Raw genomic sequence first — 22,389 nt, 5'->3', positions numbered from 1 at the left:
GTCATTTGCCGCCTATTGCCGCCACGTAAAAAAACGAGCTAAAACGCGACTGCCCGGGCGAACCATTAGCCCGGGCTCTGTCGTTTGGGACGGCGCCATCGTTTCCGGAGCTGCTCATGTCCCCGCGCCCGATTGCTATCTACCACGAGCACCCCGACTGGTTTCGCCCGCTTTTTGCGGAGCTGGATCGTCGCGGTATTGCGTACGAGCGGCTCGACGCCGCCGCACACGAGTTCGAACCCGCCAATACTGCCACGCCGTACTCGCTCGTGTTCAACCGGGCGAGCCCGTCGGCGTATCTGCGCGGTCACGCCCAGACCACGTTCTACACGCTGCATTGGCTGCGTCATCTCGAGCGACTCGGCGTGCCCGTAGTGAACGGCGCGGAGGCCTACGCGCTCGAGCTCTCGAAGGCCACGCAGCTCGACCTGCTGCGAGAACTTGGACTCCCGTATCCGCGTTCGCGCGTGATCAACGATCCCTCGCGCGCCGTCGCTGCTGCGCGCGGGTTCCGCTATCCGGTGCTGGTGAAGGCGAATGTCGGCGGCAGCGGTGCCGGCATCGTGAAGTACGAGTCGGAGGCTGCGTTGGTCGCCGCCGTCGCCGCCGGTGTGGTCGACCTTGGTGTGGACGGCACGGCGCTCGTGCAGGAAGCGGCGCCGCTGCGCGATGGCCACATCACGCGCGTGGAAACACTGAATGGCAAGTATCTCTACGCCATCAACGTGTATCCGGCCGCTGGCTCGTTCGATCTGTGCCCAGCGGATGCCTGTCAGACCACGAACGGCGTGGAGCTCGTGCGCGGCGCGTGCGCGATCGATGCGCCCAAGTCGGGCATGCGCGTGGAGCGCGCCGATCCGCCGGCACACATCATTGCCGAAGTGGAGCGCATCGCACAGGCCGCCAAGATCGATGTCGGCGGTATCGAGTATCTCGTGGACGACCGCGACGGACAGCACTATTTCTACGACGTGAACGCGCTGTCCAACTTCGTGGCGGACGCCATCAACGTGGTCGGCTTCGATCCCTTCGAACGGCTGGTCGACTATCTGGCTGAGCGCGCCGGCGTGCTGGCCACGGTGGAGGCCTGATGCGCTTCGGTTACTGGCTCCCAGTGTTCGGCGGCTGGTTGCGCAACGTACCCGACGAGGGGATGGAGGCGAGCTGGCCGTATGTGCAGCGACTCGCGCGGCGCAGTGAGGAGATCGGCTACGATCTCACGCTGATCGCGGAGTTGTTTCTCAACGACATCAAGGGCATTGACGCGCCCGCGCTCGATGCGTGGTCCACGGCCGCCGCGTTGGCGGCCGTCACGACGCGACTCGAGCTCATGGTGGCCGTTCGTCCCACGTATCACCATCCTGCTACCCTCGCCAAGCAAGCGGCCAACATCGATCGCATCAGCAACGGCCGTCTCTCGCTCAATGTGGTGTCGAGCTGGTGGAAGGATGAAGCGCGTCGCTACGGCAGTCAGTTCGACGAGCACGACGACCGCTACGCGCGCACGGCCGAGTGGCTCGATGTGCTGCACGGCGCATGGTCGCAGCCTTCGCTGAGCTACCATGGCAAGTATTACCAGGTCGATGAGCTCATCGTGCAGCCGAAGCCGATCGGCAGTCGCGGTCGTCCGCATCCGGTGCTGTATGCCGGCGGCGAGTCCGACGCGGCGAAGTCACTGATCACGCGCGCGTGCGACGCGTATCTCATGCACGGCGATCCGCCGGATCGTGTGGCGCTCAAGGTGGCAGACATGCAGCACCGTCGGGAAGCGGCTGGTCTGTCGCCCATGCAATACGGCATGGCCGCCTACGCGATCATACGTGACACCGAGGCCAAAGCAAAGTGGGAGCTGGAGCGTATCACGAACGTGCAGCCCGGCTCGCCGGGATTCAGCAACTATCAGGACTGGATCGCCAACACGCAGCTCGATCAGCACTTGTCGTTGCAGGACTACTCGGTGTCGAACCGCGGACTACGCGCGGGCCTCGTCGGCACACCGGAACAGGTTGCCGATCGCGTCCGCGAATTCGAGACGGCGGGAGTGGGTCTGCTGTTGCTGCAGTGCAGCCCGCAGCTGGAAGAGATGGAGCGGTTTGCCGAGCAGGTGATGCCTCTCGTGCGCGATCGCCGCGTACTGGCGGCGTAGCAACGGCAACGGCCAAAAGCAACAGCAACTGCAACAGCCAGAACACGGAGAGCACGGATTCGATGGAAACAACACGGATAAGATGAACAGCGCCGTTTCGCTTATCCGTGTTGTTACCGTCCAATCCGTGCGATCCGTGTTCCGGCTTTTCGTTCTTTGTTTTGATGGCTCACTCGACGACCGCTAGCCCGTTCCACCTGTCGCTCAGCGGCGAAACCGGTACGTTGTGGTCATGACCCGACCCTACTCGTTCGTGGCATTACTACTGGTCGCTACCGTCTCGGCCACCTCGGTCACGACCGCCGCCGCACAGCCGGCTCGTCGCCCTTTTCGCATCGAAGAAACGACCGTCGCTCAAATTCATGCGGCGTTCAAGGCGAAGACGCTCACCTGTCGCGCGCTCACGAAGGCGTATCTCGATCGCATCGACGCGCTCGACAAGCAGGGCCCGGCGATCAATGCGATCATCCTCGTGAATCCGCGGGCGCTGGCCGTGGCCGACTCGCTTGACAAGCGATACGCCACCGGTGGTCCCACGGGGCCGCTGCACTGCATTCCGATGATCGTGAAGGACAACTTCGAAACGGTCGGCCTGCAGACGACGGGCGGATCGCTGGCGCTCGAGGGATGGAAGCCGCTGCAGGATGCCACGATGGTGCGGCAGATCAAGAACGCCGGCGCCATTGTGCTGGCGAAATCGAATCTCGCCGAGTGGGCGTTCACGCCGTACGAAACTGTGAGTTCCATCCTGCCGGGCTATACGCACAATCCGTATGCGCTCGATCGCGTAACGGCCGGCTCCAGTGGTGGCACTGCCGCCGCCGTGGCGGCCAGCTTCGGCGCCATAGGACTCGGCACCGACACCGGCAACTCCATTCGCGGCCCATCGGCGCATCAGGCGCTGGTCGGCATTCGCTCCACGATGGGACTCACGTCGCGTGCCGGAGTGGTCCCACTCAACGCGTCCGCCGATGTCGCCGGACCGATGGCACGCACCGTGGCCGACGCCGTCGCGGTGTTCGATGTAATCGTGGGGAGTGACCCCGCCGATACCGTCACCACCCCGGCCGACGCCAAGCGAAGTGCGTCATATGCCAGCTTCCTTGTGCGCGGCGCGCTCGTGGGCGCGCGTATCGGCATTCTGCGGCAAGCTTACGAGCGTCCCACGCTCGATCCCGACGTGCAGCGCGTGTTCGAACGCGCGGTGGCTGACATGCGCGCACAAGGCGCCGTCATCGTCGAGGCGCGGGTCGACTCGCTCGATGCCATTCAGCGCCGGCAGCAGGGCGGCTGCAATCGCTTCAAGGCCGATCTCGAGCGCTATTTCGCCGCGCGCGGTTCGAACGCGCCGGTGAAGACCATCGACGAAGTCCTCCGCAGTCGGAAGTACCATCCCACCGTCGAGCAGCGCCTGCGCGACGCCTCGCAGGTAACCGAACTGCCAGAGTCGAGCGCGGGCTGTCAAAGCCGGGAGGGGGTGCGGACCGCGCTGCGCGAGGCCGTGATACAGATGATGGATTCGCTCGAGATCGATGCGGCGATCTATCCCACGTGGAGCAACCCCCCGCGCCTGATCGGCGACCTCAATACGCCGCACGGCGACAACAGTCAGCTCTTCTCGCCGAGCACCGGGTTCCCCGCGATCACCGTGCCGATGGGCTACACGCGCGACAATCGACTGCCAGCCGGCGTGAGTTTCCTGGGGCGCCCATGGAGCGAAGGACGGCTCATTCAGCTTGTGTACGACTACGAGCAGACCACCAAGCACCGCCGCGCGCCCGTGCTGCCGTCGCGCTGATTGACAACGAAAAGCAAACAGCCGGAACACGGAAACTCGGATGACACGGAAAAGCACTGATAAGATGAACAGCGCGGTTTCGCTTATCGGTGCTTTTCCGTGTCATCCCCAGTTTCCGTGTTCCGGCTGTTGCTGTTGCTGTTGCACTTGCTGTTGCTGTTTCGATTCCTGTATCAGCTGCTGTAATACGACGCGTTCTCGTCCACGTAGCCCTTGGTGAGGTCGCAGCCGTAGGCCACTGCGTCACCGTGGCCGACACCCAGCGACACCGACAGGTCCACCACTTCGCGTGAGAGCGTCTCGCGCACCACGGCGTCGTCGAAAGCCAACCGCTCGCCGTTGCCGACTACCTGGAACCCGTTGATCCAGGCATCGGTGGTCTCGGGGCGGATCGTACAATCGAAGCACTTGCCGACTGCCATCAGCAGACGACCGACGTTCGGATCCGCACCGTGGACCATCGTCTTCACGAGCGGGGAATTCACGATCGACTTCGCGACGACGTGCGCTTCCGCGTCGTTCAGCGCACCGCGCACCGTGACGCGCACCAGATGCTCGGCGCCCTCGCCGTCGCGCGCCAGGATCTCCGTCATCCGTTGGCAGCCCGCCGTGAGCACGGCGAGAAAGTCCGCTTCGTCGATCGCGCCGGCCAAGCCGTTGGCCAGGATCGCGCAGGTGTCCGACGTGCTCGTGTCGGTGTCCACCGAGAGCATGTTGAACGTCGGCGCCACCGCCACGCGCAGTAGCCGATCCAGTGTCGACGCGTCGAAGGCGGCGTCGGTGAAGATGTACGAGAGCATCGTCGCCATGTTCGGCTCGATCATCCCTGACCCCTTTGCCACCCAGGTGATCGTCGCGTTACCGACCGACGCCGACAGCGCTTTCGGATGCGTGTCGGTGGTCATGATACCTTCGGCACCGACCATCGGATCATCTTGCAGATCGGCCGTCATGCCGACCACGCCCGACTCGATCTTCTCGATCGGCAGCGGCACGCCGATCACGCCGGTCGAGCTCACCAGCACCCGATCGGGATTCGTGCCCAGCTCAGCGGCCGCCGCCGTGGCCATGCGTCGCGCATGCTCGACGCCACGCAAGCCCGTCGCGACGTTGCTCACCTTGCTGTTGGCGATGATCGCGCGCAGCACGCCACCCTTGATCGTCTCGCGACCGAGAATGATCGGCGCACCGGGGAAGTGGTTGCGAGTGAACACCGCCGCTGCCGCGGCGTCGACCTCGCTGGCGAACAGCGTCAGATCGCGCGCCGACGGCTTGAGGCCGACATTGCGGCTAGCGCAGCGAAAGCCGCGCGGAAACACCGGCGTCGTATGAAAAGTGGGAGCGGAAGACATGCGGAAAGCTACTATCTTTCGCGGGTACGACGTAGCCGGCACCTCGGGACCCGCCCTTTCCCTTCGCTCCGCGTCAGCATGTCCACTCGCCCGGTTCGTTTTTTCGCCTTCGTTCTCGCGCTCGTGCCATATGCCGCCGGTGCGCAGGACGCGCAGGCTGCACGACCGCGCGCCGTGTCCGATACGTCGGTGTTTGCACCACTCGTGCTGCCGACGCCCAACGCGTATCGCAGTGGCAGCGGTGCTCCCGGAGCGAAATACTGGCAGAACCGCGCCGACTACACACTCGCCGCCACGCTCGACACCGCCGCCAAGACTGTGAAAGGCGAACTCACCCTGCGCTACACCAATCGCTCGCCCGACACGTTGCGCTTCATGTGGCTGCAGGTCGAGCAGAACGCTTTCCGCAGCAAGTCGCTCAACTCGTATATCTTCCCCGAAGCATCACGGTTCGGCGCTCGCGGCTTCGAGGGCGGCTACACGTTCTCGCGGCTCGATCAGCTCGTCGCGGTGGCGAAGGGCGGGGCGCCCAAGCGAACGCCGCTCGCCCGTCGGATGAACGAAACGATGATGAAGGTCGATTTCGCCGAACCGTTGGCGCCCGGCCGGACCGCCGTGCTGGACATGGCGTGGACGTTTCCGGTGCCGGAGCACGGTGCTGATCGCATGGGTCGCGATGGTGCGCTCTACGAAATCGCGCAATGGTTTCCGCGCGCGGCCGTGTACGACGACGTACACGGATGGAACATCGAGCCGTACCTCGGGCAAGGCGAGTTCTATCTCGATTACGGGGACTACGCGTTGGCGATCACGGTGCCGGCCGGATACATCGTCGCCGCCACCGGGGCGCTGCAGAATCCGCGCGACGTGCTCACGCCCACGCAGATCGCGCGTCACGCCATGGCCGCCACGTCGGATACGGTGATTCGCCTGATCACCGCCGACGAGCTGGCGAAGGGCACTGCGCGCGCGCGCACCAGCGGCATGATGACGTGGCGCTTCAGCGCGAAGAACGTGCGCGACGCGGTGTGGGCGGCGTCACCGGACTTCCAGTGGGATGCCTCGAGCTGGAAGGGGATCATGGCCTACGCCTACTATCGCCCCTCGGCGGCGGTGAACTGGCACGATGCGGCTGACCAGTCGCGCCTGTCGATCATCGAGTACTCGGAGCGCTGGTTTCAGTATCCATGGCCGCACATCTCGGCGGTCGAAGGACCGATCAGCGGCATGGAGTATCCGATGATCGCCATGGAGAACATCAGTAACGATATCTACGATCTGTACAACGTCGTCACGCACGAAATCGGACACATGTGGTTCCCGATGATCGTCGGCAGCAACGAGCGGTCGTACATGTGGCAGGACGAAGGCTTCAACACGTTCATCAACACCTTCTCCGAAGCTCGGCGCTATCCGGAGCGTGGCGACCAGCTCGCTCGCGCGGCGGAAGAACGGCGCTTGGTGGAGCAGTACATGGTACGGGGCGTCGACAAGCCGGTGGATATCAATCCTGATCGCATCAATCCGGCGCTGCTCGGCGAAGCGGCGTACGTGAAGCCGAGTGTGGGACTGCAATTATTGCGACAGGAAATCCTCGGACCGCAAGCCTTCGACGATGCGTTCCGCACCTACATCGCGCGATGGGCGTACAAGCATCCCACGCCCGCGGATTTTTTCCGTACAATGGAAGACGTGGGTGGCCGACGTCTCGACTGGTTCTGGCGTCAGTGGTTCGTGGAGAACGCGCGCTTCGATCAGAGCGTCGACAGCGTTACGACGCGCACGAAGGGCGACACCATCTTCGTCGGCGTGCTGTACGGCAATCGCGAGCGCGGTGTGTTACCCGTGCGTGCGCGCTTCACGTTCAGTGATGCCACCACGCAAGAGTTCGTGTATCCCGCAGAAGTGTGGAGCACCAACTCGCGACGGTACCTGCGGGAGTATGCGTTCATGACAAAGCAGCTCGTGCGCATCGAGCTCGATCCCGAGCAGCGCCTCCTGGACGTGGATCGGACGAACAACATCTGGGGGATGAAACGTGTGAGCCCGTGACCAACGCCGTCGCGGACATTAAGGTCGCTTTAACGCCCATGTTCTGAAACGTGAGATAAGCGGGACCAATATGCTATAGTGTGGGCTGAGACGCAGAAATACGGGGACGGAATGTTTGTGGTATGCTCTATACGGAATCGGGAAAACGATTACCCTCAGGTATGCTCACTCAGCCTTCACTCCGCCCGTTTGACGTTGCCGTGGCCCTCCGTCTCCTCCTGGAGCCGGAGGACCGCTACGAGCCGCTGGCCAACGCGCTGGCGACCAGCACCAGCGCTGCACACCGGTCGGTTGCGCGACTCCAACACGCGGGGCTCTGCGAGCCGGCCAGCCGGACCGTCAATCAGAGCGCCTGCCGGGAGTTCCTGGTGCACGGGGTACGCTATGCATTCCCACCCGTCCACGGTCCCGAGCGACTCGGTATGCCCACTGCCGGTTCGCACCCCGAACTCTCGGACCTGGTCGGTGATGGTTCGGCCATGAAGTCACTCGTCTGGCCGATGGAAGGCGGTACCATGCGCGGTGAGGCGCTGGTGCCTCTGTTCAAGGGCGTCACGAAGGTCGCTTCCCGTGACGCCCGGCTCCATCACCTGCTGGCCTGCATCGACGTTATCCGAGTCGGGAACAGCGAGCAGCGGGCCGCAGCCGCGGCCATCCTGCAGCAACGCATCTTTTCGGCTTGAGATGGCCTCACGCCGACCGACGCGGCCGGCCTGACGTCCGGAGAACACTCAATGAGCCGCTCCGGAGTTCGGGGCGGCTCATTGCAATGAACCGCTCCGGAGTTCGGGGCGGCTCATTGCAATGAACCAATTCACACAGTCGACTGACAGCACCAACACACAGCGCGGAATTCCGGTATCGGTCTGTGCCGTCACGGAGCAGGTCGGTTCGACCCGCTAAGCCATTGTAGTGTGAGTGCGTCAGTCCTGCGTCATTCGGTTAGTCCCAGGTACGGTAGCCCAGATGCATGCCATGCCGCGAACCCGCCGCGGACGTTCACGGCATCGGCCCGTCCCAGTCGATGCAGCAGGCTGGTGGCAATAGCTGAACGCGCTCCGGACTGACAGTGCACATACAGCGGCGTGGCGGGCAGCTCGGTGAGCCGTTGGCGTAGATCTCCCAATGGCACGTGGATCGCATCGCGCACATGACCGGCATCCCACTCCGTTCGTCCGCGGACATCCACGATCACCGCCGTCCCGTCAGCCACCGCGGACCGCGCGTCATCGACCGTCGCTTGCGGGATTGAGTGAAGAATGTGGCCGGCGGCGCGCCACGCTGTGAGCGTCCTTTCGGCGTCTGCTGCGCCGAGAATCCGGTCGAAGCCGATGCGAGACAGATCACGTACCGCCCAATGCAACGCCTCCGACGCAGTATCGGGATCGTGGTCCGAAAGGAGCACGATCTCGTCGGTGACCGGCACGATCGATCCTACCCACGTGCTGAAGCTCTTTGAATACGGCACCGAGAGACTGCCGTCGATGTGACCGTCGGCGAATTTGCTGGTTGGTCGTAAGTCTATGGTCCATCGAGAAGGGCGGTCGAGGCCGCCCAGCACGTCGGCGGTGGACATCGCTGTCGCCACCGGTGGCTGTCCCAACACCGGCGCACCGTCGCGGTTGATGCGCTTCATCGACGCGAAGTAGCGCGGCGGCTCCGGCTGACCCTCGAGCACGGCCGCCACGAACGCCGCTTCGTTGTGCTCGGCCACGCCCCAGTTTGAAAGCTTCTCGTAGCCGACGGTGGACGAGGGCACGGCGCCCAGCGCCTTGCCGCAAGCCGAGCCCGCTCCATGTCCGGGCCATACCTGCAGGTGGTCGGGGAGTGCCCGAAAGCGCCGCAGTGAATGAAAAAGTGTTCGCGCTCCCGCCTCCATCGTGTCGGCGAGGCCGGCCGCCCGTTCCAGTAGATCAGGTCGACCGACGTCACCTACGAACACGAAATCGCCGGTGAGAATGCCCATCGGCCCCGCACCGCGTGGCGTATCGGTCACCACGAACGACAGGTGCTCCGGCGTGTGCCCCGGGGTGTGCAACACATCGAATTGAATGTTGCCGACCATGATCCGGTCGCCGTCGTGCAACAGTACCGCATCATCCTGTAGGGCGAACGCGTACTGCCAATCGCGGCCGCCCTCCGCCGACAGATGGAGTCGGGCACCGGTGGCGGCGCGCAGTTCCCGGGCGCCGGACACGAAGTCGGCGTGAATGTGCGTTTCAGCGACGTGTGTGATGCGCAGCCCTTCAGCGCGCTCCACGTCGAGATACGGAGCGGGATCGCGAAGCGGATCGATCACGATGGCTTCGCCGGTGGCTTGGCATCCGATCACATAGCTCGCCTGAGCGAGTGCCTGGTCATACAGTTCGCGAAAGAACATACGTTGGAATATACCGAGCCTCGGGCCGAGCGGCTTGTCACAAAAAGTTTGAGACAATTCCCGCAGCGTAACGGCGGTGCCGAGGTCGCTATGCCCGCTTGGTCGTCGTTGGGCTAGCATGTTCTCGTGTCCACGAATCCCCCGCGCCGCCCGTCGACATTGTCAGCGGACAAGTTCTCCGCCGCCAAGCGGCCGATCGGCTGGGCGCCTGCCCCGCGTGCTTCGACACGCCCCGCTGAAACGCCAATGACGTGGTCCGCGCGGACGGCTGCGGCTGCCGCGACGGCCCCCTCCGGAGCGCGAGCTCCGGGTGCTGCCGCAGTCCGACGCAGGGCAGTCACGAAGGGCATCATCAAGTCCGGGCAGGACAGCCAGATCGTGACCAGTCTGATCATCGCCTTCGTGCTGGTGGTCATCGTGGTCGCGTCCGTGCGTGTGCGGGGCGGTATGCGCGTGACAACGAGCAAAGACGCGGTGACCGGCACGCTCACGGCCGTGCATGAAAAGCAGTCCACGTTTCGCCTACTCAACCAGCGCTTCGCGACGTGGCGCGAGCTTCAAGCCCGTGGTATGCGCCTCTCCGCCGATCAGGCCGTCGTGAAGTCCAACGCGACCGCGTCACATTGGTTCATATCGGTGCGTGACAGCGCGACGGGCGTGATCTGCGACAAGACCGGCGAATTGTTCGACGAAGGCCCCAATGATCACCGCGCCGTCTGCCGGGATTCGGAGAGATAGGGCATCGGAATCGCCGTGGCGGGTTCCGATCCACCGTTGCGGGCGATAAATCGAAGCGTGCATATCAAAGATGTTTTTCCGCGCGCGCGCCGGATCGCCCGGCGTGCCCAAATGGTCGTCGTCAGCGGGCTCACGTGCTCGCTCGCGCTCACGCTGTCAGCTGCTCCGTCCTTCGCCCAAGTGCGTACGCCGCCGCGCACACCGGACCGCGCGCGCGCCGACAGTGCCGCCGCCGACAGCATGCGCGTGCGCGAGTTACGTCAGCGCAACGCGCAGACGCTGCAAGGGGTCCGCGTCACGCTCACCCGTGACGCGGCCCGTTCGCCTCTCGAATTGCCCTTCGCTTGGTCGCGTGCCACGATCGACGACCGCCCGGCGCTGCGACGCAGCGGCGTGGGTGAGCTGCTGCTCGGTGTGCCGGGCGTTCAGGTGCAGGATCGGGCGAACCCGTCGCAAGACCCGCGCATTGCCATTCGCGGCTTCGGCGCGCGCTCAGCGTTCGGCGTGCGCGGCGTACGCGTGCTGCGCGATGGGATCCCGCTCACGCTCCCCGATGGGCAGACGCCGCTCGACTGGCTCGACCTAGAGTCGGTCGGTCGCGTGGATGTGATTCGCGGCACGGCGGCCGCCTTGTATGGCAATGCGGCCGGCGGCGTGATCGACTTCCGCTCGCGTGCGCCGTCGGAGCGTCCTTTTGCGATCGATGCACGGGTATGGGATGGCGGTGGGATGCAGCGCGGCTCGGTGCTCGCCTCCGGCAGCCGCCGCGACACCACGGGGCTGGTGCAGGGTGGCGGTTGGCTCGGGTCGGTCACACGCACCACCGGCGGCGGTCCGCGGCAATGGTCGCAGCTCGACGCCACCAGTGCGTTCGCCCGTGCATTGGCCACCGTGGGGGGAACCCGCTTCGAAGTGCAGGGCACGCGCTATGACACACCGCGCGCCGAGAACACGGGGGCGCTCACGGCGGCCGAGCTGGCGCGTGATCCGCGGCTGCCCGATTCATTGAACATCACCCGTCGGTCGCGCAAAGCGGTGGAGCACTCGCAACTGTCACTCGCTGCGGCACGCGGCGACGGTGCCAACACGCTCAACGGCTCGCTGTTCGTGGGCACGCGTACGCTCGATAATCCGCTCCCGTTCGCGGTCGTGGCCGTTGATCGACAGGTGGCCGGTGGATCGCTGCATGGCGCGTTCCGCACCACGCGACTGCCGTGGCCGGTACGGCTCGGGGGAGGCGTCGACGCGCAACGCCAAGTCGACGATCGACTCAACCTCGAGAACTGCGCCGCGCTCGCCGCGACGGCGGCGGCCACGGCGCTTTGTCCGAGGCCTGGCAACGAGCGAGGCGCGACGCGTCTCGAGCAACAGGAGCGCGTGGGTGGGCTTGGCGGCTACGTGCGCGCGGAAGTGGAGGCGCCGCATCGGCTCTTCGCCAGCGCCGCGCTGCGATACGATCGCGTGGACTTCGCCGTGCGCGACCGCTTCATCACGCCCACCAATCTCGACGACTCGGGAGCGCGCGTGCTCAGCGCCGTGAGCCCGATGTTCGGTGTGTCATGGCGCGCACGGCCGCTGCTGTCGGTGTACGCCAATCTGAGCACAGCCTTCGAGACTCCGACCGTTACCGAGCTCACCAATCAGGACAATGGGGCCGTCGGCCTGAACGCCCTGCTCGATCCGCAGCGTACGCGCACCGCAGAAGTCGGCGTGAAGGGTATGCTCTGGTCACGCCTGCGCGCCGATGTCGCGCTGTACCGCGCCACCGTGCGTGATGAACTCGTGTCGTTCGATGTCCCGAACCAGCCGGGGCGTCGCGCGTTCCGGAACGCCGGGCGCACGTCGCGACAGGGTATCGAAACCAGCCTCGGTACGTCGACATCGGTGTTCGATATCGGTGTGTCGCACACCTGGTCGCAATTCGCCTTCGACACGTACCGCGTGGGCACGGCGAATTACGACGGGAAGGTGATCCCGGGTATTCCCGCCCACTTGTTGCAGACGTATCTCACGGCCCGTCACTCCGGATGGTTCGCCACCATCGACGGCACGGCATCATCGCGCGTGAGTGCCAATGACGCGAGCACGGTGTTTGCCGCCGGCTACGCAGCGTGGAACGTGCGCGCCGGCTACACGGCCCCGCGCGTGGGGCACGTACGGCTCGAGCCGACACTCGGGATCGAAAACATGTTCGATCGTCGCTACGCGGGCTCGGTCGTGATCAATGCCACGCGCTCGCGCTTCTTCGAACCCGGACTCCCGCGCCGACTCACGTTCGTGATGAGGATTCAGGCGGAATGAGACCGCTACTGATTCAGGGGTCAAAACGCCGGATGTTCAGGCGCAGGCATCAGACTTCTTTATAGTGTTCAGACACGAGCACCCATAGTGCACCGTACCGAGCTATTTGGCACTCACCGCGATGCGCGAGAACGCACACCATCAAACCACTCGAAACGGTGCACTATCGTTGCTGAATTCCGAACACTATAAGAAGTCTGATCGCTGACGCTGGCGACTGAGCTCTGAGCTCCAGGCATTGAGCGTTGCTCACCTTACTGGTACTGGATGTACAACGGTCTCGGCGTCAGCGCGAGCAAATCGCGCGGCGTCATCATCCTGCTCCCCGAACGCCGGTCGTTCTTGTAGAACAGTTTGAATCCCGCGAACTGCACCGGCTCCGCGTACACGTACGCCGCGTAAGAATCGCGCTTGAGACTTGGTGGTCCCCAGCCATCCATGTGCATCACCACCTGTACCCGCGGATCGCGCTTGATCTTCGAGGCGTTGGTGAGCATCGGCTTGGTGAAGCGATGCACGACCAGAATCTTCGGCGGCAGCTTATTGTCGGTGACCAGCTTCGCAAGATAGTCGATCACCCAGTTCACGTCGGCCGCGTCGTAGCTGCCGATCTTCTTGCCCGGCTTGGTGCCGTCCTTCATGGAGAACTCCGGGTCCATGCCGAAGTGCACGTCGGGCCGCGACAGCCACGACTCGAGGCGCGGCAGTTCCTCCTGAATCGTACTCAGGCCAACCTGCACGTCGAGGAAGAGCAGCGCGTTCCGCTCTTTCGCCCAGCCATACACTTTCTCGGTGAGTGCGTCGCCGTGCCGCATGCGATACTTGCCATCTTTGCCGGCATCAGCCTGCGCCACCGTCGTGATCAGATGCAGCGCTGGCTGCACCGGTGTTGACGGGTCGGCCTTCGCCCACGCCGCGACTTCGCGGTCGAGCATGGCCAGCATCTCGGGCTTCGGATACTCGCCCAGTACACCCATGCGCTTCGAGAACGGGTTGCCGTAGTACGCAATGATGCGCTTGGCCGGAAGCACGCTGCCGGCCAACGGCGCGGGCCCGGGAACGGGCCACACGGGCGCCGGTTTGCCGGCGAGCGCTCGGGCCGCCGCCGAGGTTCCGTTGGCCGGATACGCGTACTTGGGGCCGGAGTCGATCTTGACGGCGCTTGGCGCGGCCTTATCGGAAGGCTTGGTGGAAGGCTTTCTGGAAGGCTTGGTGGAGCTCTGTGCCACCGCCGACGTAGCGAACCGCGTCGCAGCAAGGCCCAGAAGGATCGAAGCCGCGAATACGCGCGGCAAAACACGAGAGGTCATGGCACAATCTAAAAGGCGCGGGAACCCGTGTCCGGTGCGGCCGTTAGTGTACGATGTCACGATTCGCGCGCGCCAGTCTCCTCGATCCGACCCGCTGCTTATGAACGATACGACCACCGTTCCCGAAGATTTCGACGGCTTTCTTCTCGACTTCATCCCGCTGCACGACGGGGTGTGGAGTCTGTCCGGAATCGACGACGACCGGCCGGTCGCGATGTGGAGTCGCCCACACGCGGAGCGCTACGACCAGCGCCTGCGGGAAGCGACGGCGCGCGAAAAGGCCGCCGAGTGGGCGCTGGGCGACGTGACGGCGAAGAACCTCCCCGCCTGCATCACCAAGGCCCAGACAACGCTCGCCATCGCGCGCGCGGAACGTGCGCTGTGGGCCGAGCGCCTGCGAGTGATCTACGCCGCCAAGGGTGAGTAGGCGCGAGCGAATGCGCTAGCGAATGCGAAGCACGAACGGCAGGCGCGCGTACACGCCGCGTGGGTCGTTGTAGCGCAGCAGCACGTCCAGCTCATGCGTGATGGCACGAGCGAATGAGCTGGCGGGGCCGCGCCCCGAGAGGAGCGCACTCGCGCCCGGAGTGGTAGCCGCACTGATGGCCGCGGCCACGGGCGTCGGCTTGCGCCCGAAAAGATCGGTCAGCTTTTCCGTGGCACTCTTCACGCGCGGGTATTCACGCACATCGTAGTCGCCGGTGATCCTGGCCAGCGTGGCGGCGCTCTTGAGCGCCGCATCGAGACCGCCGATCGAGTCCACGAGGCCGATGCGCATGGCATCTTCGCCTGACCACACGCGCCCTTCGGCAATCGCACGGACTGAATCCGGCGTCAGCCTGCGGGCAGTGGAGACCCGCGCAATGAAGGCCTCATACACGGCGTCGGTCCCGCGCTGCAGCACCGCCAGCTCGGCGTCCGACCGCGGACGCGAGATGGAGAACAGGTCGGCGTATCGACCGGTCTTCACGGTGTCGAATGTGACGCCGTTGCGATTGGCCAGTGCCTTGATGTTCGGCACGAGGGAGAACACGCCGATCGACCCCGTGATGGTGTTCGGCTGTGCGAACACGCGCGCGGCCGCCGTGCTGATCCAGTAGCCACCACTCGCCGCCACCGTTCCCATCGACACCACGATCGGCTTCTGTTTCAGGATCAGCGTCAGTTCGCGCTGGATCTGCTCTGACGCAATCGCGCTGCCGCCCGGGCTGTTCACGCGCAGCACCACCGCCTTCACTTTCGCGTCGTTGCGCACGCGCCGGAGCTCGCGCGACAGCGATGCACCGCCGATCATGCCGTCGCCGCCCTCGCCATCCACGATGTCGCCTTCGGCGTACACGATCGCGATGGTCTGGCTCGCGCTGAAGCTGCGGTCCTTCGCCACCGCGATTGGCGCGTACTCGCCGAGCGTGATCTGCGGCAGCGTGGGGCGATCGAGCAGCGTCGCCATTTCGGCCGCGCGGATGCTGTCCTTGGGGCTCTGCTTGACGCCGTCGGCCGTGCGTGCCGCCGAGGCGAGTTTCTGCAGGTCGTCGAGCACATCGTCGAAGTACGCCACACGATCCACCAGCTTGGCCGCCTTGGCGTCGGCCGGCAGAATGATGCCCTGCGCGTCCACGATGGTTTGCAACGCGATGGCGTCGATGCCGCGGCTCTGCGCTACGCCGCGCTTCACTTCGCTCCACAAATCGCCCAGATACGCTTCCGTTTGAAGACGACTCTCGGGGCTCATGTCGCTGCGCGTGAACGGTTCGACGGCCGCCTTGAACCGACCTACGCGGCTGACCTGCATGCCGATGCCGTACTTCTCGAACATGCCGGCGAAGAACAGCTGCTCCGAGGCGAGGCCGGGCATGAGCAGCGATCCGAACGGATCGATGGTGACCACGCTGGCGGCTGAAGCGAGGTAGTAATCGCGCGTATCCGGATTCACGAGATACGCGTGCACCGGCTTCCTGGACTGTCGGAAGCTGGCGATCGCGGCACGGAGTTCGCGCAGCGCGGCGAACCCCGAGGCGTAGCCATCGGCGGAGATGGAGCCGCGCAACAGAATGCCGCTGATGCGATCGTCGTCGGCGGCCGCCTTGAGGGCAATCGTCGCCGCGCGCAGCGGGATCGCGTCCCCGCGTCCGGCGGAGAGCGCATCGTCGAGGAACGTGCCCGCCTTCGTTTCCGCCGGGCGATCGGAAAACGCACGATCCAGATCGATCACGAGCACCGAACCGTCGGCGACCTTCACGGGTTCTTTGGAACCGGCCGAGGCGGCGATGCCCGCGATCAGCAGGATGCCACCCACCACGCAGATCGCGATCGTGAGCAGGTTGGCGGCGATGGCGGTCAGAAACTGCTTCATCATTGTCCGGACTCGAGTGAAATCGGCAAACAGGGTCTGTAGTTCCTACGCTCGTCGCGTCGAAAAAGCTCCCGAAGGGTACACGCGCGGAGGGCCGCCCTCAAAACATGACGGTTGCGTCGCAATTGGGGCTTGCCGGCGTACCGATCCACCCACAGCTTCCAAGCGAGCAGGTCACCCCCGCTGTTTTCCCGCCCGGAGGACGCCCGTCCATGCCCACGTTCAAAGCTCCGCTCGACGATATCCGCTTCCTCCTGCATGACGTGCACGACGTCGCGCAGTTGGCCGCGCTCCCCGGGTTCGAGGAGGCCACGCCCGACCTCATCGACGCCGTGCTCGCTGAAGGCGCGAAGATCTGCGAGGAGGTGCTCTTCCCGATCAACCAGAGCGGTGACACGGAAGGGGTGAAGTACGAGAACGGCGAAGTGCGTACGCCGAGTGGCTTCAAGGAGGCCTACGCGCAGTACGCGGCGGGTGGCTGGACCGGCGTGTCGGCCGATGCCGCGTACGGTGGTCAGGGGCTGCCCGAGGCGGTGCGCTTCGTGATGGAGGAGCTGCTCTGCTCCGCGAACCTCTCGTTCAGCATGTATCCGGGACTCACGCATGGCGCCGTCAGTGCGCTGCTCAGCCATGGATCGGACGAGCTCAAGGAGCGGTTCCTTCCCAAGCTCATCGACGGCACCTGGGGCGGCACGATGTGCCTCACGGAGGCGCACTCCGGCACCGACCTTGGCATGATCAACACGAAGGCCGTTCCGACCGGCGACGGTGCGTACTCGATTACCGGCACGAAGATCTTCATTTCGGCAGGCGACCATGACCTCACCGAGAACATCGTGCACCTCGTGCTCGCCAAGCTGCCCGATGCGCCGGGCGGCACCAAGGGGATTTCGCTGTTCCTCGTGCCCAAATATCTGCCCAGAGAAGACGGTACACCCGGCACGCGCAACGGCGTCACGGTGGGCTCGATCGAACACAAGATGGGCATCAAGGCGTCCGCCACCTGCGTGCTCAACTTCGAGGACGCGACGGGCTGGATGGTGGGTGAGCCGCACAAGGGTATGCGCGCGATGTTCGTGATGATGAACGGCGCGCGTCTCGCCGTGGGCCTGCAGGGTCTGGGACTGTCGGAAGTCGCGTATCAGAATGCGCTGTCGTATGCGAAGGACCGCCTGCAGGGACGGTCGCTCACCGGCCCCAAGAATCCGTCGGGACCGGCTGATTCCATTCTCGTGCATCCCGACGTGCGCAAAGGCTTACTGCGCATCAAGGCGTTCAACGAAGGCATGCGTTCGCTGGCATACTGGGTCGGCATTCGGATCGACCTCGAGCATCGTCATCCCGATCCGGCGGTCCGTGAAGCGGCTGAAGATCTTGTGGCGCTGATGACGCCCGTGATCAAGGCGTTCCTCACCGACAAGGGCTTCGACAACACGAACATCGCGTTGCAGACGCTCGGCGGGCACGGGTACATCAAGGAGTACGGCATCGAGCAGTACGTGCGTGATGCACGCATCGCGCAGATCTACGAAGGCACGAACGCGGTGCAGGCACTCGACCTGGTCGGTCGCAAGTTGCCAATGGAAGGCGGACGCCTGGTGCGTCGCTTCTTCGAGTTGGTGAAGGGCGACGTGGACACGGCCGTGCAGGTGGAAGGACTCGAGGAGTTCGCGAAGGCGCTTGGCGGCTCGCTGTATCAGTTGCAGAAGGCGACGATGCTGCTGGCCGAGAAAGGCTTTGCGAATCCCGACGAAGTAGGCGCGGCGGCCACGGAGTATCTGCACCTGATGGGCTACGTGGCGGTGGGCTGGCAGTGGCTTCGCATGGCGACCGTCGCGCAGCAGCAGCTGGCGGCAGGCACTGGCGACAAGCGGTTCCTGCAAGCCAAGCTCAAAACGGCGCGCTTCTACTTCGGGCGTTTGCTGCCGGAAGCAGCAACCCTGTTGGCGGCCATTCAGGCCGGGTCGGCGCCTATCATGGCCTTCGCCGACGACGAGTTCTAGCCGATTGGCGTGACGGTCGTGCCCGCGGCGTAACGCCTGGCGTGCCGGCGCTCAACTCGCGGGTCAGATATGCCGATAACCAAGGCAACCTCTCACCCGCATCATGTTCTTCAAGAAGCTCTTGTCCGAGCCCCGCCCCTCGATCGAACGAAGCAGTTCGAACGGCGCGACCGGCTCCCCAGTATTGCAAGCAGGTTCCGGTGGCGCTGGTCAAGCTGCTGCGACTTCCGTTGCACACACGTCGCAGAGTAGCGAGACCGGTCTCGGCCTGGTGCTCGATGCGCTGGGTGGCGTCCTGAGTGCACTCTCACGTTACCCGATCGATCTACCCGATCGACCGGGAGAACAGAGCGCCGAAGAAATCGGACGATGGCAGCGCCACGCCACCCTCGGCTTCGCCCTCGAAGAAGGCACCGGCACGGGTTCCGTGGGTGTGAACGATCGCGACTGGGGCGGCGTTGTTCGTGCGGTCACCGAACAGCGACGCGATGAGCACAAGTACGTGGAGTCGTCGATCACCGAACTCCGTGAGGCCCTCTGGGCCTGCGTCGAGACCGTGCACAACGCGGTGAAAATCGATCATACCGCCGACACGTCGACCGGTACGCAGATGGATCGGGCGATGGACGCGCTCAAACGGATGCAGACGGGATCGATCAAGCAAGAAGTGCTCGGCGCCGTGCTGGCGATCGAAGGCGCGTTACAGACGCGTCGCGATCAGCAGCAGGAGCAGTACGTGTCACTGGCCACGAAACTGGATCGTATGGGCAAGCAGCTCGAAGAGGCGCGGAAGGACAGCACGACCGATCCGCTTACCGGTATCGGCAATCGGAAGCTGTTCGACGTGATGGGCCCGCGCGCCATACAGATGTATGCGCTGAGCCGTCAGCCGGTGGTGTTGCTCATGATCGACCTCGACAAGCTCAAGCTCGTGAACGACATGTACGGGCATCAGGCGGGCGATCAGGCCATCTGCAACCTCGGCAAAGCGCTGTCGAAGGTCTTCCTGCGTCAGAGCGACGTGCTGTGTCGGTACGGCGGCGACGAGTTCGCGGTGATTCTGCAGAACACCGATTGGAAGATGGCGCAGACCCTCGCGCGCCGACTGCAGGAGCAGGTCGTCGCCATGCCGGCGCCGCATCCCGCGATGGAGTTCTCAATTGGCGCCTCGGTGGGCGTGGCCCAGCTGGAAGCGCACGAAGAGGTGAATGAATGGATTGCTCGTGCCGACAAGGCCCTGTGCAAGGCCAAACAGAATGGTCGGGACCGCGTGTGTGTGGCGGAAAGCCTCTTGCCTCATACGGCCTGATTGGGCCGGTGGGGTAGGGAGGTAATGCAACGCGGGCCCGGTCGATTGACCGGGCCCGCGTTGGGTTGGTGGGGTGGCTCGAGCTGTTTCGCGTGGAACGACGGCGAGGTGGTTACGCGGCGCTGCTCTGACGGCGACGGGCTACGCCGAAAATGCCGAGGAGGTCGGTGGCCATCAGGGCGTAGGTGGAGGGCTCGGGGACGATGTTATACGTGCTGGTGTTCTGCGCGCCGCTGGAATTGAGTGATCGTGCCGATCTGGTTCGGGACCAGCCCGCTGAAGCCATTGATGCTGGAATCGAACTGCCAGCCCGTAACGGCGTCCATCGAGGTCGGATCGATGAGCGCGAGTTTGCCGATACCGATCTGGGGGAAGGCGCTATTGGTGTTGTTCGCCTTGGCCCGGGACGTGTTCGAGACGAACAGATCGAAGGCGTTGTCGTCGATGTAGGTGCCCGTCCACGACGCGCAAAACGTGAACGCGAGGCCGCTAGCCCTGACCGGTGAAAATTGTTTGCGCTTGCTCCGATTGCGGTGCGGCGGCGAGGAAAGCAGCCGCGAGGGCCAGTGTGAGTTTTCTGAGAATTTCCGGACTTCCTGCATCGAGTGACGTGCGCGTACGGGGCGCTGGTGGTCGCACTAGTGCTTTCAGTGCGAGCGAACCAGCGAAACGTGGCGTATTTATTTGTGAAGAAAAAAACACGCGTACCTGGCTAAGAATTGAGCTGCCATACACTTGAGTCACGTGCTGTTGTTGCAAAATCGCACAGTTTGTAGCCTTCTTGCAACACTGTCTTCGACAACGAAAATATAATGAATTTCAATTCACATTAGCATGGTTTCTAAGTGTCTTTGAATCAACGACTTAACGACTCGTCATGGCTAAGCTCTCCAGCGTGTGGTCATGGCACGAACATTGATGTATCCTAATGAAGAATCCAACATGCTGGTGCGCCGTATCGCGTTCAGTCAAACAATATCCCCGAGCATCATGAAAAAGCTCTTCCTGGCAGCGACTGTCGCTGCAACTTCGTTCTTCGCCTCCCCGACGGTGTCGGCCGCGCAGACCACGTTGTTCGACCTGCAGAACGTCTGCGCCACGGGGGTCTTTCAGACCTGCGCCGATGGTAAGATGCTGAAGTACACGTCACCGAACTACTTCAGCTTCCAAGTCAAGAACGAAGATGCCTCCCAGAAGTTCACGAGCATTCTCATGTTCCTCGACAAGACGGCGACGGCGTCGGTCTACAACACGCTGCCCACGGGTTGGGTAATCGATACGAGAGACTTCAATGGCCAGATTTGGTTCAACGGTAGCCTTTGCAACCAGATCGGCGGCATCGGATGCCCGACCGTATACAAGTTTGACTTTCTGAACAACGGGCAGGGCCTCGCAGCTGGTGCCAGCGCGACGTTCAACTTCACGCTGAGCGACAACACGGCGACGCCAATCGGTTTCGGCTTTCACGCACAAAGCGGCCCTGGCGGTCAGTCACAGTGGATCGCCATGGGTGGAACAGGAGTGTTCAACCTCACGTCCGTCCCCGAGCCCTCCACCTACGCCCTCATGGCCTCCGGCCTCCTTGGCATCTTCGGCTTCGCCCGTCGCCGTCGCAACAACGTCTGAGGCGTCCCCCGTACCACACGCACCAGTCCCTCTTGCTCCACCAAATACCCGCCTCGGCCAGTCGCCGAGGCGGTTCTGTTTTCCCGCCATGCAATGCGTCCGTGAACGAAAGCAAATGTGATGTGATCGCGTGCTCGACCGTCTGACTCCACAGACGCGCCCGCCTGTCCACAATGGACGCGGTCGGCGCGACCCTCATCGATCGGAGTCTTGCAATGCAGTGGTCTGGCCTCGTCGTCGCGTGCACCGCCGCGCTCCTGTGTCTCTCGCCTGCACCGGTGAGCGCCCAGTCCATTCCCTGCGCGATGGGCTCGTCGCTCTGCGCGGGCTACGAAATCACCGACTACACGACCACCGGGCTGTCATTGCGCGTGTGGAATGCGAGTCCCTCCAATCAGCAGGCGCGCATTGAATCCATCGCCCTCTGGAACGTGGGAGGCATCAGCGGTGCGCTCCACAATTGGAGCGCCTCGAGCGACGTGACCGTGGCCAACGCCGGTGCCGGCTGGATCGACGGGACACCCAGCGGATGGATCAGCGGACCGGTCTCCGCGCCGTCGCTGTCGGCCAAGACTCGTACCAACGGTGGCATCGTCGGCCAAGACGGCTCCGCCGGCGGCGGCACCACCTGGCAGACCGCGAATGCCGACGTGAACGACCCAACCGCGTATCTGACATTCCGGTTCACCTACACCGGTGCCCCCGCCCAGCTCGCGAACAATGTGCTGTTCGGATTCCGCGCCAAGTCCCTCGCGCCCAGCGTCGACGCCGCGACTTCGTACAAGTGCGATCCCACCAGCACCAACTGCGCCTTGGTGGAATGTGCAGGCACCAACTGCGCGCGCTACACCGCCATCGTGCCCGAGCCGCAAACGATCGCCCTCATGGCCGCCGGCCTCGTAGGCCTCTTCGCCGTAGCCCGTCGCCGCCACTCCTAGCGCCCCCAACTCCTAGCGCCCCCAACTCCTAGCGCCCCCAACTCCTAGCGCCCCCAACTCCTAGCGCCCCTAACTCCTAGCGC

The 22,389-nt window shown here is 64.1% G+C and carries 18 protein-coding genes; 12 read left to right on the top strand and 6 right to left on the bottom strand.

What is annotated here, in order from left to right; all coding sequences use genetic code 11:
- Nucleotides 1-116: 116 nt before the first annotated feature.
- From ACESNG_RS10940 to ACESNG_RS10930, 3 genes are all read left to right on the top strand, one after another.
- Nucleotides 117-1,091 carry a RimK family alpha-L-glutamate ligase gene (locus ACESNG_RS10940; protein WP_373059036.1) on the top strand — a complete coding sequence of 325 codons (975 nt, stop codon included), beginning with the start codon at nt 117-119 and terminating at the stop codon, nt 1,089-1,091.
- A complete protein-coding gene (locus ACESNG_RS10935; protein ID WP_373059034.1) occupies nt 1,091-2,146 on the top strand; it encodes an LLM class flavin-dependent oxidoreductase in 1,056 nt (351 codons plus the stop codon). Before ACESNG_RS10940 ends, ACESNG_RS10935 begins: the two co-directional genes overlap by 1 nt.
- A 232-nt stretch (nt 2,147-2,378) precedes the next feature.
- Nucleotides 2,379-3,944 (top strand): amidase family protein, encoded by a 1,566-nt coding sequence (locus ACESNG_RS10930; protein ID WP_373059032.1) that lies wholly within the window; start codon nt 2,379-2,381, stop codon nt 3,942-3,944.
- Between the two features lie 173 nt (nt 3,945-4,117).
- Here the strand turns inward: ACESNG_RS10930 and argJ are convergent, their stop codons facing one another.
- Nucleotides 4,118-5,296 carry a bifunctional glutamate N-acetyltransferase/amino-acid acetyltransferase ArgJ gene (argJ, locus tag ACESNG_RS10925; protein ID WP_373068958.1) on the bottom strand — a complete coding sequence of 393 codons (1,179 nt, stop codon included), beginning with the start codon at nt 5,294-5,296 and terminating at the stop codon, nt 4,118-4,120.
- Nucleotides 5,297-5,374: 78 nt separating this feature from the next.
- Between argJ and ACESNG_RS10920 the strand changes: the two genes are divergently transcribed.
- A complete protein-coding gene (locus ACESNG_RS10920) occupies nt 5,375-7,348 on the top strand; it encodes a M1 family metallopeptidase (RefSeq protein ID WP_373059028.1) in 1,974 nt (657 codons plus the stop codon).
- 200 nt (nt 7,349-7,548) lie between these two features.
- Nucleotides 7,549-8,031 carry a hypothetical protein gene (locus ACESNG_RS10915; protein ID WP_373059026.1) on the top strand — a complete coding sequence of 161 codons (483 nt, stop codon included), beginning with the start codon at nt 7,549-7,551 and terminating at the stop codon, nt 8,029-8,031.
- A 251-nt stretch (nt 8,032-8,282) separates the two neighbouring features.
- On the opposite strand, the gene ACESNG_RS10910 is transcribed toward ACESNG_RS10915, so the two are convergent.
- Nucleotides 8,283-9,728, bottom strand: a complete 1,446-nt coding sequence (locus ACESNG_RS10910; protein ID WP_373068956.1) for a rhodanese-like domain-containing protein — start codon at nt 9,726-9,728, stop codon at nt 8,283-8,285.
- A 126-nt stretch (nt 9,729-9,854) separates the two neighbouring features.
- On the opposite strand from ACESNG_RS10910, the gene ACESNG_RS10905 reads away from it, so the two are divergent.
- Entirely contained in the window at nt 9,855-10,466 is a 612-nt protein-coding gene (locus ACESNG_RS10905; RefSeq protein ID WP_373068954.1) for a hypothetical protein, read from the top strand.
- A gap of 111 nt (nt 10,467-10,577) precedes the next feature.
- On the top strand, nt 10,578-12,767 hold the full coding sequence (locus ACESNG_RS10900; RefSeq protein WP_373068952.1) for a TonB-dependent receptor family protein: 2,190 nt from the start codon (nt 10,578-10,580) through the stop codon (nt 12,765-12,767).
- 254 nt (nt 12,768-13,021) lie between these two features.
- On the opposite strand, the gene ACESNG_RS10895 is transcribed toward ACESNG_RS10900, so the two are convergent.
- Complete coding sequence (locus tag ACESNG_RS10895; protein WP_373059018.1) at nt 13,022-14,077, bottom strand: hypothetical protein; 1,056 nt, start codon at nt 14,075-14,077, stop codon at nt 13,022-13,024.
- Between the two features lie 100 nt (nt 14,078-14,177).
- On the opposite strand from ACESNG_RS10895, the gene ACESNG_RS10890 reads away from it, so the two are divergent.
- Nucleotides 14,178-14,504: a hypothetical protein gene (locus ACESNG_RS10890; RefSeq protein WP_373059016.1), complete on the top strand. Its 327-nt coding sequence runs from the start codon at nt 14,178-14,180 to the stop codon at nt 14,502-14,504.
- A gap of 15 nt (nt 14,505-14,519) precedes the next feature.
- Here the strand turns inward: ACESNG_RS10890 and sppA are convergent, their stop codons facing one another.
- A complete protein-coding gene (sppA, locus tag ACESNG_RS10885; protein WP_373068950.1) occupies nt 14,520-16,433 on the bottom strand; it encodes a signal peptide peptidase SppA in 1,914 nt (637 codons plus the stop codon).
- Between the two features lie 209 nt (nt 16,434-16,642).
- On the opposite strand from sppA, the gene ACESNG_RS10880 reads away from it, so the two are divergent.
- Together ACESNG_RS10880 and ACESNG_RS10875 are read left to right on the top strand one after the other, a co-directional pair.
- Nucleotides 16,643-18,433 carry an acyl-CoA dehydrogenase C-terminal domain-containing protein gene (locus ACESNG_RS10880; RefSeq protein WP_373059012.1) on the top strand — a complete coding sequence of 597 codons (1,791 nt, stop codon included), beginning with the start codon at nt 16,643-16,645 and terminating at the stop codon, nt 18,431-18,433.
- Nucleotides 18,434-18,704: 271 nt separating this feature from the next.
- Nucleotides 18,705-19,742, top strand: a complete 1,038-nt coding sequence (locus ACESNG_RS10875) for a GGDEF domain-containing protein (protein WP_373059010.1) — start codon at nt 18,705-18,707, stop codon at nt 19,740-19,742.
- A 112-nt stretch (nt 19,743-19,854) separates the two neighbouring features.
- Here ACESNG_RS10875 and ACESNG_RS10870 read toward each other — a convergent pair whose 3' ends face one another.
- A complete protein-coding gene (locus ACESNG_RS10870; protein WP_373059008.1) occupies nt 19,855-20,028 on the bottom strand; it encodes a PEP-CTERM sorting domain-containing protein in 174 nt (57 codons plus the stop codon).
- Nucleotides 19,949-20,344 carry a hypothetical protein gene (locus tag ACESNG_RS10865; protein ID WP_373059046.1) on the bottom strand — a complete coding sequence of 132 codons (396 nt, stop codon included), beginning with the start codon at nt 20,342-20,344 and terminating at the stop codon, nt 19,949-19,951. Before ACESNG_RS10865 ends, ACESNG_RS10870 begins: the two co-directional genes overlap by 80 nt.
- 388 nt (nt 20,345-20,732) lie before the next feature.
- Between ACESNG_RS10865 and ACESNG_RS10860 the strand changes: the two genes are divergently transcribed.
- Nucleotides 20,733-21,368: a PEP-CTERM sorting domain-containing protein gene (locus tag ACESNG_RS10860; RefSeq protein ID WP_373061011.1), complete on the top strand. Its 636-nt coding sequence runs from the start codon at nt 20,733-20,735 to the stop codon at nt 21,366-21,368.
- Between the two features lie 215 nt (nt 21,369-21,583).
- Nucleotides 21,584-22,306 carry a PEP-CTERM sorting domain-containing protein gene (locus ACESNG_RS10855; RefSeq protein WP_373061012.1) on the top strand — a complete coding sequence of 241 codons (723 nt, stop codon included), beginning with the start codon at nt 21,584-21,586 and terminating at the stop codon, nt 22,304-22,306.
- Nucleotides 22,307-22,389 lie beyond the last annotated feature (83 nt).

It is taken from the genome of Gemmatimonas sp. (assembly GCF_041689975.1).
Classification (GTDB): domain Bacteria; phylum Gemmatimonadota; class Gemmatimonadetes; order Gemmatimonadales; family Gemmatimonadaceae; genus Gemmatimonas.
The sequence above is the reverse complement of the archived record's forward strand: the minus strand, read 5'-3'. Positions and strand labels throughout refer to the sequence as shown.

Excerpts from the sequence above, each read along its gene's own strand:
- ACESNG_RS10935 (WP_373059034.1), top strand. The coding sequence starts at position 1,091 with ATGCGCTTCGGTTACTGGCTCCCAGTGTTCGGCGGCTGGTTGCGCAAC.
- ACESNG_RS10880 (WP_373059012.1), top strand. The coding sequence starts at position 16,643 with ATGCCCACGTTCAAAGCTCCGCTCGACGATATCCGCTTCCTCCTGCAT.
- ACESNG_RS10860 (WP_373061011.1), top strand. The coding sequence starts at position 20,733 with ATGAAAAAGCTCTTCCTGGCAGCGACTGTCGCTGCAACTTCGTTCTTC.
- ACESNG_RS10900 (WP_373068952.1), top strand. The coding sequence starts at position 10,578 with ATGGTCGTCGTCAGCGGGCTCACGTGCTCGCTCGCGCTCACGCTGTCA.
- ACESNG_RS10870 (WP_373059008.1), bottom strand. The coding sequence starts at position 20,028 with ATGGCTTCAGCGGGCTGGTCCCGAACCAGATCGGCACGATCACTCAAT.
- ACESNG_RS10930 (WP_373059032.1), top strand. The coding sequence starts at position 2,379 with ATGACCCGACCCTACTCGTTCGTGGCATTACTACTGGTCGCTACCGTC.
- ACESNG_RS10920 (WP_373059028.1), top strand. The coding sequence starts at position 5,375 with ATGTCCACTCGCCCGGTTCGTTTTTTCGCCTTCGTTCTCGCGCTCGTG.
- argJ (WP_373068958.1), bottom strand. The coding sequence starts at position 5,296 with ATGTCTTCCGCTCCCACTTTTCATACGACGCCGGTGTTTCCGCGCGGC.
- ACESNG_RS10865 (WP_373059046.1), bottom strand. The coding sequence starts at position 20,344 with ATGCAGGAAGTCCGGAAATTCTCAGAAAACTCACACTGGCCCTCGCGG.
- sppA (WP_373068950.1), bottom strand. The coding sequence starts at position 16,433 with ATGATGAAGCAGTTTCTGACCGCCATCGCCGCCAACCTGCTCACGATC.
- ACESNG_RS10855 (WP_373061012.1), top strand. The coding sequence starts at position 21,584 with ATGCAGTGGTCTGGCCTCGTCGTCGCGTGCACCGCCGCGCTCCTGTGT.
- ACESNG_RS10910 (WP_373068956.1), bottom strand. The coding sequence starts at position 9,728 with ATGTTCTTTCGCGAACTGTATGACCAGGCACTCGCTCAGGCGAGCTAT.
- ACESNG_RS10940 (WP_373059036.1), top strand. The coding sequence starts at position 117 with ATGTCCCCGCGCCCGATTGCTATCTACCACGAGCACCCCGACTGGTTT.
- ACESNG_RS10895 (WP_373059018.1), bottom strand. The coding sequence starts at position 14,077 with ATGACCTCTCGTGTTTTGCCGCGCGTATTCGCGGCTTCGATCCTTCTG.
- ACESNG_RS10890 (WP_373059016.1), top strand. The coding sequence starts at position 14,178 with ATGAACGATACGACCACCGTTCCCGAAGATTTCGACGGCTTTCTTCTC.